The organism is Variovorax humicola, assembly GCF_037889915.1.
GTDB lineage: Bacteria > Pseudomonadota > Gammaproteobacteria > Burkholderiales > Burkholderiaceae_C > Variovorax > Variovorax humicola.
Genome location: NZ_JBBKZV010000001.1, coordinates 501,334 through 515,233, shown reverse-complemented (window position 1 = coordinate 515,233; position 13,900 = coordinate 501,334). Strand labels below are relative to the sequence as shown.

14 protein-coding genes are annotated in these 13,900 nt (G+C 63.7%); 9 read left to right on the top strand and 5 right to left on the bottom strand.

Annotated features, from left to right (window positions below):
• Window positions 1–17 precede the first annotated feature (17 nt).
• The 5 genes from WKW80_RS02435 to WKW80_RS02415 all read right to left on the bottom strand — a co-directional run bounded on the left by WKW80_RS02435 (window position 18) and on the right by WKW80_RS02415 (window position 6,166).
• Complete coding sequence (locus WKW80_RS02435) at window positions 18–2,603, bottom strand: bifunctional aconitate hydratase 2/2-methylisocitrate dehydratase (RefSeq protein ID WP_340361922.1); 2,586 nt, start codon at window positions 2,601–2,603, stop codon at window positions 18–20.
• Window positions 2,604–2,668: 65 nt separating this feature from the next.
• The gene (locus WKW80_RS02430; protein WP_340361921.1) at window positions 2,669–3,214 is read right to left on the bottom strand and encodes a hypothetical protein; all 546 of its coding nucleotides are present in this window, start codon (window positions 3,212–3,214) and stop codon (window positions 2,669–2,671) included.
• A gap of 33 nt (window positions 3,215–3,247) precedes the next feature.
• Window positions 3,248–4,264 carry an HpcH/HpaI aldolase/citrate lyase family protein gene (locus WKW80_RS02425; RefSeq protein ID WP_340361920.1) on the bottom strand — a complete coding sequence of 339 codons (1,017 nt, stop codon included), beginning with the start codon at window positions 4,262–4,264 and terminating at the stop codon, window positions 3,248–3,250.
• 127 nt (window positions 4,265–4,391) lie between these two features.
• Window positions 4,392–5,171: a trans-aconitate 2-methyltransferase gene (tam, locus tag WKW80_RS02420; protein ID WP_340361919.1), complete on the bottom strand. Its 780-nt coding sequence runs from the start codon at window positions 5,169–5,171 to the stop codon at window positions 4,392–4,394.
• Window positions 5,172–5,179: 8 nt separating this feature from the next.
• Window positions 5,180–6,166, bottom strand: coding sequence for a malate dehydrogenase (locus WKW80_RS02415; RefSeq protein WP_340361918.1), 987 nt, complete (start codon window positions 6,164–6,166; stop codon window positions 5,180–5,182).
• A gap of 201 nt (window positions 6,167–6,367) precedes the next feature.
• Here WKW80_RS02415 and WKW80_RS02410 point away from each other — a divergent pair, with 201 nt between their 5' ends.
• From WKW80_RS02410 to WKW80_RS02370, 9 genes are all read left to right on the top strand, one after another.
• Entirely contained in the window at window positions 6,368–7,129 is a 762-nt protein-coding gene (locus tag WKW80_RS02410) for a GntR family transcriptional regulator (RefSeq protein WP_340361917.1), read from the top strand.
• Between the two features lie 175 nt (window positions 7,130–7,304).
• Complete coding sequence (gene sdhC / locus WKW80_RS02405; RefSeq protein ID WP_340361916.1) at window positions 7,305–7,751, top strand: succinate dehydrogenase, cytochrome b556 subunit; 447 nt, start codon at window positions 7,305–7,307, stop codon at window positions 7,749–7,751.
• A 9-nt stretch (window positions 7,752–7,760) separates the two neighbouring features.
• Entirely contained in the window at window positions 7,761–8,126 is a 366-nt protein-coding gene (sdhD, locus tag WKW80_RS02400; protein ID WP_340361915.1) for a succinate dehydrogenase, hydrophobic membrane anchor protein, read from the top strand.
• A 154-nt stretch (window positions 8,127–8,280) separates the two neighbouring features.
• Window positions 8,281–10,089 (top strand): succinate dehydrogenase flavoprotein subunit, encoded by a 1,809-nt coding sequence (gene sdhA, locus WKW80_RS02395; protein WP_340361914.1) that lies wholly within the window; start codon window positions 8,281–8,283, stop codon window positions 10,087–10,089.
• Between the two features lie 23 nt (window positions 10,090–10,112).
• Window positions 10,113–10,814 (top strand): succinate dehydrogenase iron-sulfur subunit, encoded by a 702-nt coding sequence (locus WKW80_RS02390; RefSeq protein WP_340361913.1) that lies wholly within the window; start codon window positions 10,113–10,115, stop codon window positions 10,812–10,814.
• A gap of 20 nt (window positions 10,815–10,834) precedes the next feature.
• A complete protein-coding gene (locus WKW80_RS02385; RefSeq protein ID WP_340361912.1) occupies window positions 10,835–11,113 on the top strand; it encodes an FAD assembly factor SdhE in 279 nt (92 codons plus the stop codon).
• A gap of 48 nt (window positions 11,114–11,161) precedes the next feature.
• Complete coding sequence (gene gltA, locus WKW80_RS02380) at window positions 11,162–12,472, top strand: citrate synthase (protein WP_340361911.1); 1,311 nt, start codon at window positions 11,162–11,164, stop codon at window positions 12,470–12,472.
• Window positions 12,473–12,632: 160 nt separating this feature from the next.
• Window positions 12,633–12,773, top strand: a complete 141-nt coding sequence (locus tag WKW80_RS02375; RefSeq protein WP_340361910.1) for an entericidin A/B family lipoprotein — start codon at window positions 12,633–12,635, stop codon at window positions 12,771–12,773.
• Window positions 12,774–12,934: 161 nt separating this feature from the next.
• Complete coding sequence (locus tag WKW80_RS02370; RefSeq protein WP_340361909.1) at window positions 12,935–13,897, top strand: LysR family transcriptional regulator; 963 nt, start codon at window positions 12,935–12,937, stop codon at window positions 13,895–13,897.
• Window positions 13,898–13,900: the final 3 nt, after the last annotated feature.

Sequence of the window (13,900 nt, the reverse complement as noted above, 5' to 3'; positions counted from 1 at the left end):
CGGTGGGCGGTTGCGGATCAGGCCGCGACTGTTGCCGCAGCTTCCTTGAACTCGTCGATCTTGTCGAAGTTCAGGTACTGGTAGACCTGTTCGCTGGCAGCGGTCAGCACGCCCATCTCGGCCATGTACTCTTCCTTGGTCGGGATACGACCGAGCTTCGAGGCGATGGAGGCCAGTTCGGCGCTGCTCAGGTACACGTTGGAGTTCTTGCCCAGGCGGTTCGGGAAATTGCGCGTGCTGGTCGACACCACCGTCGCGCCTTCTCGCACCTGCGCCTGGTTGCCCATGCACAGCGAGCAGCCTGGCATCTCGGTGCGCGCACCCGCGTTGCCGAACACGCCGTAGTGGCCTTCCTCGGTGAGCTGTGCCGCGTCCATCTTGGTAGGCGGCGCGATCCACAGCTTGACCGGGATGTCACGCTTGCCTTCGAGCAGCTTCGATGCGGCACGGAAGTGGCCGATGTTGGTCATGCACGAGCCGATGAACACTTCGTCGATCTTCACGCCGGCCACCTCGCCTAGCGTCTTCACATCGTCCGGATCGTTCGGGCAGGCCAGGATGGGTTCGTGGATGTCGGCCAGGTCGATTTCGATGACGGCGGCGTATTCGGCGTCGGCATCGGGCTGCAGCAACTGCGGATCCTTGAGCCAGGCTTCCTGCGCGGCGATGCGGCGGCCCAGCGTACGGGCGTCGGCATAGCCCTGCGAAATCATCCAGCGCATCAGGGTGATGTTGCTGTTGATGTATTCGATGATCGGCGCCTTGTCGAGGTGCACGGTGCAGCCGGCGGCCGAGCGTTCTGCCGAGGCATCGCTCAGTTCGAAGGCCTGTTCCACCTTCAGGTCCGGCAGGCCTTCGATTTCGAGGATGCGGCCCGAGAAGATGTTCTTCTTGCCCTTCTTCTCGACCGTCAGCAGGCCGGCCTTGATCGCGTACAGCGGAATCGCATTCACAAGGTCGCGCAAAGTGACGCCGGGCTGCATCTTGCCCTTGAAGCGCACGAGAACCGACTCCGGCATGTCCAGCGGCATCACGCCGGTGGCGGCGGCAAAGGCCACGAGACCCGAGCCGGCCGGGAAGCTGATACCGATCGGGAAGCGGGTATGGCTGTCGCCGCCGGTGCCGACGGTGTCGGGCGTGAGCAGGCGATTGAGCCAGCTGTGGATCACGCCGTCGCCCGGGCGCAGCGAAACGCCGCCGCGGTTGGCCATGAAATCAGGCAACTCGTGGTGCATCTTCACATCGACCTTCTTCGGATAGGCCGCCGTGTGGCAGAACGACTGCATGACCAGGTCGGCGCTGAAGCCCAGGCAGGCCAGGTCCTTCAGTTCGTCGCGGGTCATCGGGCCGGTGGTGTCCTGCGAACCGACCGAGGTCATCTTCGGCTCGCAATAGGTGCCGGGGCGCACGCCCTGGCCTTCCGGCAGGCCGCAGGCGCGACCCACCATCTTCTGCGCGAGCGAGAAACCCTTCTTCGTGTCCACCGGGTTTTGCGGCAGGCGGAACAGCGTCGATGCCGGCAGGCCCAGCGCTTCGCGCGCCTTGGCCGTCAGGCCGCGACCGATGATCAGCGGAATGCGGCCGCCGGCGCGCACTTCGTCGAACAGCACGTCGCTCTTCACCGTGAACTCGGCGATGACCTTGCCGTCCTTGAGCGCCTTGCCCTCGTAGGGACGCAGTTCGATCACGTCGCCCATATTCATCTGGTTGACGTCGAGCTCGATCGGCAGTGCGCCGGCGTCTTCCATCGTGTTGTAGAAGATCGGGGCGATCTTGGTACCCAGGCAGACGCCGCCGAAGCGCTTGTTGGGGATGAAGGGGATGTCTTCGCCGGTGAACCACAGCACGCTGTTGGTGGCCGACTTGCGCGACGAACCCGTCCCGACCACGTCGCCGACGTAGGCGACCAGGTGGCCCTTTTCCTTCAGCGATTCGATGAACTTAACCGGGCCGCGCTTGCCGTCTTCCTCGGGCGTGATGCCGGGGCGGGCGTTCTTGAGCATGGCCAGCGCGTGCATCGGGATGTCTGGACGCGTGGTGGCATCGGGCGCGGGCGACAGGTCGTCGGTGTTGGTTTCGCCGCTCACCTTGAAAACCGTCAGCGTCATGCTTTGCGGCACCTCGGGGCGGCTGGTGAACCATTCCGCGTCGGCCCAGCTTTGCAGCACGGCCTTGGCGTTGGCATTGCCTGCGTCGGCTTTTTCCTTGACGTCGTGGAACTGGTCGAACATCAGGAGCGTTTTCTTCAGGCCTTCAGCGGCCACGCCGCCGACTTCGGCGTCGTCCAGCAGATCGATCATCGGGCCGATGTTGTAGCCCCCCAGCATGGTGCCGAGCAACTCGGTGGCGTGCGCGCGCGAGATCAGCAGGCACTTTTCAGTGCCGTGGGCCACTGCCGCAAGGTAGCTGGCCTTGACCTTGGCAGCGTCGTCCACGCCGGCGGGCACGCGGTGCGTGATCAGGTTCAGCAGGAACTCGCCGTCCTTGGCGGTAGCGACCTTCAACAACTCGATCAGGTCGCTGGTCTGTTTGGCCGTCAGGGGCAGCGGCGGGATGCCGAGCGCGGCGCGTTCGGCAACGTGGTCAACGTAGGCTTGCAACATTCTTACTCTCCGGAAACTTGAGACAGCGGGCGGCGCACGGCTCAAGCAAGAGCCGCGCCGGGGAATTACTTCTTCGGTGCGTCGGCGCCGTCGAACAGGGCCTTCGGCGGGTTCTTCTTCATGTCTTCGGCCATTGCCTCCTGCGAGGCGGCCAGGCATTCGTCGGCCAGCCGCTGACCCTGCTTCTGGCTCATCAGCATCGACTTGTTGCCCAGTTGCAGCCACATGGCCTGCTGACGCGGGTCTTCGAGGCGAATCGCGCCGGTGCGGCTTTCCACCGGGTGCATGCGGTAGTGCACGCCGGCATGGGTGAGATTGAAGAAGCCTGGCTTCTTTTCGTCTGCCTCGACATTCACGCTGGCACCCAGTTCGCACTTGATCGTGCCGGTAAGCACGCGCTTTGCCACGGCCTCGTCTTCGGGCGTCAGGACGACATTCGTGTCGTCGGAGATCGGCTGCTTTTCCTCAACCTTCTTGATCACCTTCTTGGGCACCACTTTCTGCGTGACCTTCTTGCCGGTCGACAGGGGCTTGGCCTTGGCTGCATCCTGCGCGGAGGCGGCGAACGGCAGTGCCAGGGCGATGGCCGCGATGAGTGCGAGTTTCTTCATGGTGAGTTCCTTTAATTGGAGTGTTTGGAGCAATCAGGATTTGGTGGGGGCGGCGAACCATGCCCTTGCCTCCGAAGGCAAGGCACGGCCGGTAGCGTGCGCGCGCTCGAGCACTTGCCAAAACAGGCGGTAGCTCGCGCGGTCGTGCAATACGCCTTCGAAATTAACGGGCGCCCAGTTGGCGCGCTCGGCAGCAGCGACGATCTTCGTCGCGGTTTCGATCTGCCTTTCTCCCGGCGCAAAGGCGTCGAGGATCGGGCGGATCTGGTTCGGGTGGATGCTCCACATGCGCGTATAGCCGAACTCGCCGGCCGCACGTCGCGCAGCGGCACGCATGGCGTCAATATCGGTGAACTCAGTGACAACGCAATGGGACGGCACCTTGCCATGCGCATGCGCGGCGGACGCAATCTCGAGCTTGGCGCGCACCACCAGTGGATGCGTGAACTGGCCCGCCGCCGCCATGCCCTCGGCGGGGATCGCGCCCGCATGCGCCGAGACGAAATCCATCAGGCCGAAGCTGAGCGACTGCACGCGCGGGTGCGAAGCGATGTCGAAGGAATTGTGCACAGCCAGCGGCGATTCGATGAGCACCTGCAGCGGCAGTTCGGTGGCGCCCGCGGCATCCAGCGCGGCGGCGGCCTGCACGACATCGGCAAACGATTCGACCTTCGGCACCATGATGTGGCTGAGCCGCTTCCCGGCCAGCCCTGCAATGGTGGCCACGTCGGCCTCGAATGCCGCATGGTCGACCGGATGCACGCGCACGCCGACGCGCATGCCGGGCGCGGCGCCCAGCGCGAGTTCGGTCACGAGCGCCGCATGCTCGGCTTCGCCGCCGACCGGCGCGCCGTCTTCGCAATCGAGCGTGACGTCGAATACGCAGGCTCCGAACTCCTCGGCCAGCTCAACCTGCAGGGCAAGGCTCTTCTTCATGCGCGCTTCGACGCCGCTGTAGTGGTCGCATACAGGCAGCACGACCGAGCCGGCCTGCGCCGCGCGCAGCACGTCTCCCGGTCGGATGGCGTCGGTAGGCGATACCGCGTTCATTTGAGGACCTCCGTGCTGCGCACTGCGGTGCGAGCTTGTTTGGGGCGGCCCGGCACTGCGCTCATTTCGATAACCTCCGTGCTGCGCACTGCGGTGCGAGCTTGTTTGGGGCGGCCCGGCACTGCGCTCATGCCTTGCGCGCCACGATGAACATGCGGGGAAAGGCCAGCAGCCGCTTCTCGTCGCTGCGTTCGGGGTAGTTCATGTCGATGCGCCGCTCGTAGGCGGCGAGGTAGCTTTCTTGGAGTTCGGGCGACAGCCTGTCGACAAAAGGCTTGAGACCGGTGCCGCGCACCCAGTCGACGATCGCGGCTGGCGATTCCATCGGATGCTGGTACGCGGTTCGCCAGACGTCGATGCTTTCTGCCAACGGCGCGAGCAGGTCGTAGTAGCCGTCGAGCGCCATCAGTTCGGTGCGAAAGCGGGAGAAGTCGCCGATCGCCTTCGCCCATGGCGCCTTGGCCGCCAGTTCGCGCATCAACCGGTGCGTGGGCTCGTCGCGGTTGTCCGGCATCTGGATGGCCAGCGTGCCGCCGGGCGCCAAGGCGTCCAGCAAGCGCGGGAACAGGGTTTCGTGCCCGGGCACCCATTGCAGGGAGGCATTCGCGTAAATCAGGTCGGGCGCGACGTCTGGCTGCCAGTCCTGGATATCGCTGAGCTGAAAAGTCGCTGCAGGCAGGCGCTCGCGCGCCTTGTCCAACATGGCCTCGGAGTTGTCGGTGCCGACAACCGACGCATGCGGAAAGCGCTCCACCAGCAGTTCGGTCGAATTGCCCGGGCCGCAGCCCAGGTCGACCACGTTGGCCACGCCCGCCGGATCCATCGCCACGCGCGCGAGCAGGTCGCGTGCGGGGCGGGTGCGCTCATCCTCGAAGCGGGAATAGAGCGCGGGGTTCCAGTCGAGCATGCCGCGAATTACAGCAAGTGGGCGACGCCGGCTTGTTCGCCTTGCAGTTCTTCGAGCGTCTTGTTGATGCGTTCCCGGCTGAAGGCGTCGATTTCGAGGCCTTCGACGAGCTTGTATTCGCCGTTTTCGCAAGTAACCGGGAAGCCGAACATCGTGTCCTTCGGGATGCCGTACTGGCCGTCGGACGGGATGCCCATCGTGACCCACTTGCCATTGGTGCCCAGGGCCCAGTCGCGCATGTGGTCGATGGCGGCGTTGGCGGCCGAAGCAGCAGAAGACAGGCCGCGCGCCTCGATGATGGCAGCGCCGCGCTTGCCGACCGTCGGCAGGAAGGTATTGGCGTTCCATTCCTGGTCGTTGATCATCTTCGCGACGCTTTCGCCGTTGATGGTGGCGAAGCGGTAGTCGGCGTACATCGTGGGCGAATGGTTGCCCCAGACGGTGAGCTTCTCGATGTCGGCCACGGCCTTGCCAGTCTTGGCGGCGAGTTGGCTGGCAGCGCGGTTGTGGTCCAGGCGCAGCATGGCGGTGAAGTTCTTGCGCGGCAGGTCCGGCGCGCTCTTCATGGCGATGTAGGCGTTGGTATTGGCCGGGTTGCCGACCACCAGCACCTTGACGTTGCGGCTGGCAACGGCATTCAGCGCCTTGCCTTGCGCGGTGAAGATGGCGCCGTTGACGGCCAGCAATTCAGCACGTTCCATACCGGGGCCGCGGGGGCGCGAACCGACCAGCAGCGCGTAGTCGGCGTCCTTGAAGGCGGTCATCGGGTCGCTATGGGCTTCCATGCCGACCAGCAGTGGAAAGGCGCAGTCCTCCAGTTCCATCATCACGCCCTTGAGCGCCTTTTGCGGGCCTTCGACCGGCACTTCCAGCAGGTTGAGGATGATCGGCTGGTCTTTGCCCAGCATTTCGCCCGAAGCGATGCGAAACAACAGGGCGTAACCGATTTGGCCGGCTGCACCGGTGACGGCAACGCGGACGGGCTTTTTGCTCATGGGAAGTCTCCAGAAGGTGATGAAAAGTGAGGATGCGCCCCGCGGCTTTCTCGCAAATTCCACGGGTCGTGCAGGGCCCGGGACCCGTGCGCGCAAAACCGGCCGGCATTTTAGGCCCCAAAAGGCGTTTTGGTGGCGCATGTCTTATGTCTTATATAAGATAGGGGCCATTCCAGCGCCATCGCTGCGCTTTCCCACGTCATGAACACGCCCCTTTCCGCCCTGTCAGATACGTCGACGCCATCGTTCAGCCCCCTGTACCGGCAGATCAAGGCGCTGATCCTGCAAAGACTGCAAGCCGGCGAGTGGAAGCCGGGCGAACCGATTCCCAGCGAAATGGACCTGGCCGCCCGCTTCCGGGTGAGCCAGGGTACGGTGCGCAAGGCCATCGACGAGCTGGCCGCCGACAACCTCGTGGTGCGCCGCCAGGGCAGGGGCACCTTCGTTGCGACGCACACCGAGCAGCATGTGCAATACCGCTTCCTGAAATTGGTGCCCGACAGCGGCGACCTCAACACGGAAGGCCCGGCCGAGCGCACCATCGTGGATTGCAAGCGCCTGCGCGCCGCCGCCGACGTGGCACGCGCCCTCTCGTTGCGCACTGGCGACGCCGTGCTGCAGGTGCGCCGCGTGCTCGCCTATGGCGGCGTGCCGACCATCCTGGAAGACCTGTGGCTGCCCGGCGTGTCATTCAAAGGGCTGACAGCCGAGCGCCTTGCCGGCTGGCGTGGCCCGATGTATTCACTTTTTGAAGCCGAATTTGGCGTGCACATGGTCCGCGCCGAGGAGAAAATCCGCGCGGTGCTGCCCGACGACGCGCAGGCGGTGCTGCTGGGCATCACCAGCGCAACGCCTCTGTTGAGCGTCGAACGCGTGGCCTACACCTATCACGACACGCCCATGGAACTCCGACGCGGCCTGTACCGCACCGACACGCACCACTACAGGAACCAACTCGGGTAGATGACACGGGTAATGACATGCCGCAAACGCTTCCGAAATCCAGAGTCCCCGAGCGATGCACCGTGCCGATGCACGACGCAACGTTGCGCCATGGTGCATTGCAATACAATTTTTCGTTGTTTGCATTTGCCTTCAGAACCAAGCCGTCCCCCACGAAAAGCAACGAAAGCCTCCCATGACCGAGCTTGCCTCCTCCCCACGGCCCCCACGCCGCGAGTTCCGCAACATCAACGCATTCAAGGATCTGAGCACCTACCGCCTGCCTCCGGCCGGCATCGTGTCGATCCTGCACCGCATCAGCGGCTTCTTGATGTTCCTGCTGCTGCCGTTCATCATCTGGATGTTCGATACCTCGATCAGCTCCCAGATTTCCTTTGAAAAGTTCAAGGCCGCGTTCAATAGCGGCCTTTGGTTTGTTCCGGGCGTGTTGATCAAGCTGGTTGCGCTTGCCTTGATCTGGGCCTACCTTCACCACTTCGTTGCCGGCCTGCGCCATTTGTGGATGGACGTGAGCCATTCCGCAGTGACCAAGGAGTTCGGCAAGACCTCGGCGATCGCCACGTTGACGATCAGCATCCTCCTGACCATCGCGCTCGGCCTGAAGCTGTTCGGCGCTTACTGAGGACTCGACATGGCAGTGAACTACGGCTCCAAGCGCATCGTCGTCGGCGCGCACTACGGACTTCGCGACTGGCTCAGCCAGCGCATCACGGGCGGCCTGATGGCGCTCTTCACGCTCATCCTGCTCGGCCAGGTGCTGTTCACGACGGGCAACATCGGCTACGACAAATGGGCCGGCATCTTTTCGACACAGTGGATGAAAGTCCTGACTTTCGCGGTCATCGTCTCGCTGCTGTACCACGTGTGGGTCGGCATGCGCGACATCTGGATGGACTACGTCCAGCCGGTCAGCATTCGCCTCCTGCTTCAAATCTTTACGCTCGTCTGGCTTGTCGGTTGCGCGGGTTGGGCCATCCAAGTGCTCTGGAGGGTGTGAACATGAACCCCCACGCTCATCACTTCGTGTATTCGCTGCCCCCCGCGGGGGCGCAGGCCTCCCTTGGGGCGGCCCGGCGGAAGGCCTGAAACATGAACCCCCACGCTCATCACTTCGCCCCCCTTGGCACGGCCCGGCGGAAGGCCTGATTCCCATGACCTATACAAAAGACCAAATCACCAAGCGCAAGTTCGACGTCGTCATCGTGGGCGCCGGCGGCTCCGGCATGCGCGCCTCGCTGCAGCTGGCGCGCGCCGGCCTGAACGTCGCCGTGCTCTCCAAGGTGTTCCCGACCCGCTCGCACACCGTCGCCGCGCAAGGTGGCGTCGGCGCCTCGCTCGGCAACATGAGCGAAGACAACTGGCACTACCACTTCTACGACACCATCAAGGGTTCGGATTGGCTCGGCGACCAGGACGCGATCGAATTCATGTGCCGCGAAGCACCGAAGGTCGTGTACGAGCTCGAGCACTTCGGCATGCCGTTCGACCGCAATCCCGACGGCACGATCTACCAGCGTCCGTTCGGCGGCCATACCGCCAACTACGGTGAAAAACCGGTACAGCGCGCTTGCGCCGCGGCCGACCGTACCGGCCACGCGATGCTGCACACGCTCTATCAGAAGAACGTCGAAGCCCGAACGCAATTCTTCGTCGAGTGGATGGCGCTCGACCTGATCCGCGACGCCGACGGCGACGTGGTCGGCGTCACCGCCCTCGAAATGGAAACCGGCGACCTGCACATCCTGCAGGCCAAGACCGTGTTGCTCGCCACCGGCGGCGCCGGCCGCATCTTTGCCGCTTCGACCAACGCCTTCATCAACACCGGCGACGGCCTCGGCATGGCGGCACGCTCGGGCATCCCGCTGCAGGACATGGAGTTCTGGCAGTTCCACCCGACCGGCGTGGCCGGCGCCGGCGTGCTGCTGACCGAAGGCTGCCGCGGCGAAGGCGCGATCCTGTTGAACAGCAACGGCGAACGCTTCATGGAGCGCTATGCGCCCACGCTGAAAGACCTGGCGCCGCGCGACTTCGTGTCCCGCTCGATGGACCAGGAAATCAAGGAAGGCCGAGGCTGCGGTCCGAACAAGGACTACGTGCTGCTCAAGCTCGACCACCTGGGCGCCGAGACCATCCACAAGCGCCTGCCGTCGGTGTACGAAATCGGCGTCAACTTCGCCAACGTCGACATTACCAAGGAACCGATCCCGGTCGTGCCGACCATCCATTACCAGATGGGCGGCATCCCGACCAACATCCACGGCCAGGTCGTCATCCAGCAGGGCGAAGAAAACAGCGCCGTGGTGAACGGCCTCTATGCGGTGGGCGAATGCTCCTGCGTGAGCGTGCACGGCGCCAACCGCCTGGGCACCAACTCGCTGCTCGACTTGCTGGTGTTCGGCCGTGCTGCCGGCAACCACATCGTCGAGTACAACGACAAGAACCAGGAACACAAGCCGCTGCCCGACGACGCCGCCGACCGCTCGCTAGCTCGTCTCAATGAGCTGGAACGCTCCACGGACGGCCTCTATGCACAGGATGTCGCCGGCGAAATCCGCGCCGTGATGCAGCAGCACGCAGCCGTGTTCCGCAAGCAGGCCTCGATGGACGAAGGCGTCCAGAAGATCGCCGCCGTACGCGAACGCGTCCGCGCCGTAACGCTCAAGGACAAGTCCCGCGTGTTCAACACCGCGCGCATCGAGGCGCTTGAAGTCGACAACCTGATCGAAGTGGCGCAAGCCACGATGGTCTCCGCCGCGGCTCGCCGCGAATGCCGTGGCGCCCACACGGTGGAAGACTACGAACGTCCGGCGGACGATCCGGTCGCGCCGCTCGGCCGCGACGATGCCAACTGGATGAAGCACACGCTCTGGTACAGCGAAGGCAATCGCCTGTCGTACAAGCCGGTCAAGCTGCAGCCGCTCACCGTCGCGTCCGTGCCCCCGAAGGTCCGGACCTTCTGAAGATCAAGAACAGGAAAACCACGATGAAGCGCACTTTCAAGATCTACCGCTACGACCCGGACAAGGATGCCAAGCCGTACATGCAGACCATCGAGATCGAACTCGACGGTCACGAACGCATGCTGCTCGACGCCCTGATGAAGCTCAAGGCGCAAGATCCGACGCTGTCGTTCCGCCGCTCCTGCCGCGAAGGCGTCTGCGGATCGGATGCCATGAACATCAACGGCAAGAACGGCCTCGCCTGCCTGACCAACATGAACACGCTCAAGGGCGTGGTCACGTTGAAGCCGCTGCCCGGCCTGCCTGTCATTCGCGACCTGATCGTCGACATGACGCAGTTCTTCAAGCAGTACAACTCGATCAAGCCGTACCTGCAGAACGACACCGTGCCGCCCGAGAAGGAGCGCCTGCAGTCGCCCGAGGAGCGCGACGAGCTCAACGGCCTCTACGAGTGCATCCTGTGCGCAAGCTGCTCGACGAGCTGCCCGAGCTTCTGGTGGAATCCCGACAAGTTCGTCGGCCCGGCCGGCCTGCTGCAGGCCTACCGCTTCATCGCCGACAGCCGCGACGAAGCCACCGGCGAGCGCCTGGACAACCTGGAAGACCCGTACCGCCTGTTCCGCTGCCACACGATCATGAACTGCGTCGACGTGTGCCCCAAGGGCCTCAACCCGACCAAGGCAATCGGCAAGATCAAGGAATTGATGGTCCGCCGCGCCATCTAAACATCAGATCGCTGTCCGCCATGCAAGCCACCGACAACCTCGACCAGCCCCTCGGCGTCCGCGCGCTGAGCAAGCTGAAATGGCGCTGCCGGCGCGGCTTGCTCGAAAACGATTTGTTCATCGCCCGCTTCTTCGAGCGGCATGAATCCAGCTTGACTGTTGGACAGGCGCAGGCAATGGAAGCCCTGATGGACCTGTCGGACCATGATCTCCTCGACTTGTTGCTGAGACGCAAGGAGCCTGAGCCCGCGTTGGCCGGACCGGATGTGGTCGATTTGTTGCATCTCTTGCGCGTCTGAACGCGTGCAAGCCCTTCCAGAATGTTTATTTGACGAAAGAAAGCCTCAATGAAAGCCTCTGACACCAAGGCCACGCTGTCGTTCAGCAACGGCACCGACAACATCGACCTGCCGATCTACAAGGGCTCGATCGGACCGGACGTCATCGACATCCGCAAGCTCTACGCCCAGACCGGCATGTTCACCTATGACCCGGGCTTCATGTCGACTGCATCGTGCCAGTCGGCCATCACGTACATCGACGGCGACAAAGGCGAGTTGCTGTACCGCGGCTATCCCATCGAACAGCTCGCGACCAACTGCGACTTCATGGAAACTTGCCATCTGCTGCTGTACGGTGAGCTCCCGAATGAAACCAAGAAGAAGGATTTCACGAAGCTGGTGACCAATCACACGATGGTCAACGAGCAGATGCAGTTCTTCCTGCGCGGCTTCCGCCGTGATGCCCATCCGATGGCCATCATGACCGGCCTCGTTGGCGCACTGTCGGCCTTCTATCACGACAGCACGGACATCAACAATCCGAAGCACCGCGAGATTGCTGCCATCCGCCTGATCGCGAAGATGCCGACACTGGTCGCCATGGCCTACAAGTACACGATCGGCCAGCCGTACATGTACCCGAAGAACGACCTGAGCTACGCCGGCAACTTCCTGCACATGATGTTCGCCACGCCGTGCGAGCCGTACCACGTGAGCCCGGTCCTCGAGCGCGCACTCGACCGCATCTTCATCCTGCACGCAGACCACGAACAAAACGCGTCCACCTCGACGGTGCGGCTGTGCGGCTCGTCGGGCACCAACCCGTTTGCCGCCATCGCAGCCGGCGTGGCCTGCCTCTGGGGGCCGGCCCACGGCGGCGCCAACGAAGCGGCGCTCAACATGCTCTACGACATCCAGAAGGCCGGCGGCGTCGAGAAGATCGGCGAGTTCATCAAGCAGGTCAAGGACAAGAACTCGAACGTCAAGCTGATGGGCTTCGGGCATCGCGTCTACAAGAACTACGACCCGCGCGCCAAGCTCATGCAAGAGACTTGCAAGGAAGTGCTGAGCGAACTGGGCCTGGAAAACGACCCGCTGTTCAAGCTGGCCATGGCGCTCGAAAAAATCGCCCTGGAAGACGAATATTTCGTCTCGCGCAAGCTCTACCCGAACGTCGACTTCTACTCGGGCATCGTGCAGCGCGCCATCGGCATCCCGGTGCCGCTGTTCACCGCGATCTTCGCGCTCGCCCGCACGGTCGGCTGGATCGCCCAGTTGAACGAAATGATCGGCGACCCGGAATACAAGATCGGCCGCCCGCGCCAGTTGTTCGAAGGCTCGGTCAAGCGCGACGTGCAACCGATCGCCACGCGCTGAGCGTCGACGAGGGGGCATACGCCTCACCCTCCAAAGGGCTGCCTTCGGGCAGCCCTTTTGCGTTTTGGCTGACACGGCCGGTGGGCCTGCGTCCTTAGCCTTCAAGGCGGAGGGATCACTCCACGCATCTCGCTCAACCACTTGTTCGAAGGAGTCTGAAATGAGAAAAATCGCTGCTCTGATGGCCGTCGCGTTCGCCTTCAGCATCCCGCTGTCTGGCTGCAACACCATGAAGGGTGCCGGCCAGGACGTGCAAAAGGCTGGCCAAAAGGTCGAGAACGCCGCCGAAAAGAAGAACTGACGTCGGGTTCACGTCTTCGACTGACCAGGCGGGCGAGGGAAGCCCGCTTTTTTCATCTTGAGGCAGCAGCAGTGTCATCGCGGATCGCGATGACGATGCTGACCTTTCTCTAGCAAAATGGCGCTCCGCTACATCGCCCGTTGCGATGGCTCGAACGCCCCGTGAACACCTCTGAACGCAGTTTCGTCCGCCGGATCGACCTGACTTCGCTGCAGCTCTTCGTGGCTGTGTGCGAGCTCGGCAGCATTGGCCGCGCGGCGGAACGCGAGTTCATCGCGGCTTCGGCGGTCAGCAAGCGCCTGTCGGATCTCGAAGCGACGCTCAACACCCCCCTGCTCTATCGCCACACCCGCGGCGTCGACCTGACGCCGGCCGGCGAGAGCCTGCTCCACCACGCCCGATCGGTGCTCTACAGCCTCGAAAAGATGCAGGGCGAGCTCAGCGAATACGCAGACGGCGTGCGCGGTCACGTGCGCGTGCATGCCAACATCTCGGCCATCGTGCAATTCCTGCCGGAAGACCTCGGCGCCTTCCGGCGGGCGCACGAAGCCATCAAGATCGACCTCGAAGAGCACCTCAGCAGCGAAGTGCTGCGCGCGGTGCAAGAGGGGGCGTCCGACCTCGGCATCTGCAACGTGGCAGACGGCGAAACCGAATTGCAGGCCCTGCCCTACCGCCGCGATCACCTCGTGCTGATCGTGCCCGCCGGGCACCCCCTCGCGGGCGAAGGCCCGATCGCTTTCGTCGACTCGCTCGTCCATGACCACGTTGGCCTGCACACCAACAGCTCGATCTACGTTGCCACGCGCCAGGCCGCGCTCGATGCCGGCCGCACCATCAAGCTGCGCATCCATGTCACCGGCCTCGACGCGATGTGCCGCATGATCGAAAACGGCCTTGGCATCGGCGTGATGCCGGGCCAGGCGTTCGACTTGATGCGCGGCGGTGTCGGCCGCCGGCTGACCAGCGTGGCGCTCACCGACACCTGGGCGAAGCGGGAGATCCAACTCGTCGCGCGAGATTTTTCGACACTGCCCGTAGCCGCGCGCACGCTGGTCGCGCATTTGCAAGCCTGCGGCGAAGCGGCCCGCGAACCCGCCGCGGCCGCCGAACTGGCCGCTTGAAAA

Excerpts from the sequence above, each read along its gene's own strand:
- WKW80_RS02385 (WP_340361912.1), top strand. The coding sequence starts at position 10,835 with ATGCAAGCCACCGACAACCTCGACCAGCCCCTCGGCGTCCGCGCGCTG.
- sdhD (WP_340361915.1), top strand. The coding sequence starts at position 7,761 with ATGGCAGTGAACTACGGCTCCAAGCGCATCGTCGTCGGCGCGCACTAC.
- WKW80_RS02410 (WP_340361917.1), top strand. The coding sequence starts at position 6,368 with ATGAACACGCCCCTTTCCGCCCTGTCAGATACGTCGACGCCATCGTTC.
- WKW80_RS02430 (WP_340361921.1), bottom strand. The coding sequence starts at position 3,214 with ATGAAGAAACTCGCACTCATCGCGGCCATCGCCCTGGCACTGCCGTTC.
- gltA (WP_340361911.1), top strand. The coding sequence starts at position 11,162 with ATGAAAGCCTCTGACACCAAGGCCACGCTGTCGTTCAGCAACGGCACC.
- WKW80_RS02415 (WP_340361918.1), bottom strand. The coding sequence starts at position 6,166 with ATGAGCAAAAAGCCCGTCCGCGTTGCCGTCACCGGTGCAGCCGGCCAA.
- sdhC (WP_340361916.1), top strand. The coding sequence starts at position 7,305 with ATGACCGAGCTTGCCTCCTCCCCACGGCCCCCACGCCGCGAGTTCCGC.
- sdhA (WP_340361914.1), top strand. The coding sequence starts at position 8,281 with ATGACCTATACAAAAGACCAAATCACCAAGCGCAAGTTCGACGTCGTC.
- WKW80_RS02390 (WP_340361913.1), top strand. The coding sequence starts at position 10,113 with ATGAAGCGCACTTTCAAGATCTACCGCTACGACCCGGACAAGGATGCC.
- WKW80_RS02435 (WP_340361922.1), bottom strand. The coding sequence starts at position 2,603 with ATGTTGCAAGCCTACGTTGACCACGTTGCCGAACGCGCCGCGCTCGGC.
- tam (WP_340361919.1), bottom strand. The coding sequence starts at position 5,171 with ATGCTCGACTGGAACCCCGCGCTCTATTCCCGCTTCGAGGATGAGCGC.
- WKW80_RS02375 (WP_340361910.1), top strand. The coding sequence starts at position 12,633 with ATGAGAAAAATCGCTGCTCTGATGGCCGTCGCGTTCGCCTTCAGCATC.
- WKW80_RS02425 (WP_340361920.1), bottom strand. The coding sequence starts at position 4,264 with ATGAACGCGGTATCGCCTACCGACGCCATCCGACCGGGAGACGTGCTG.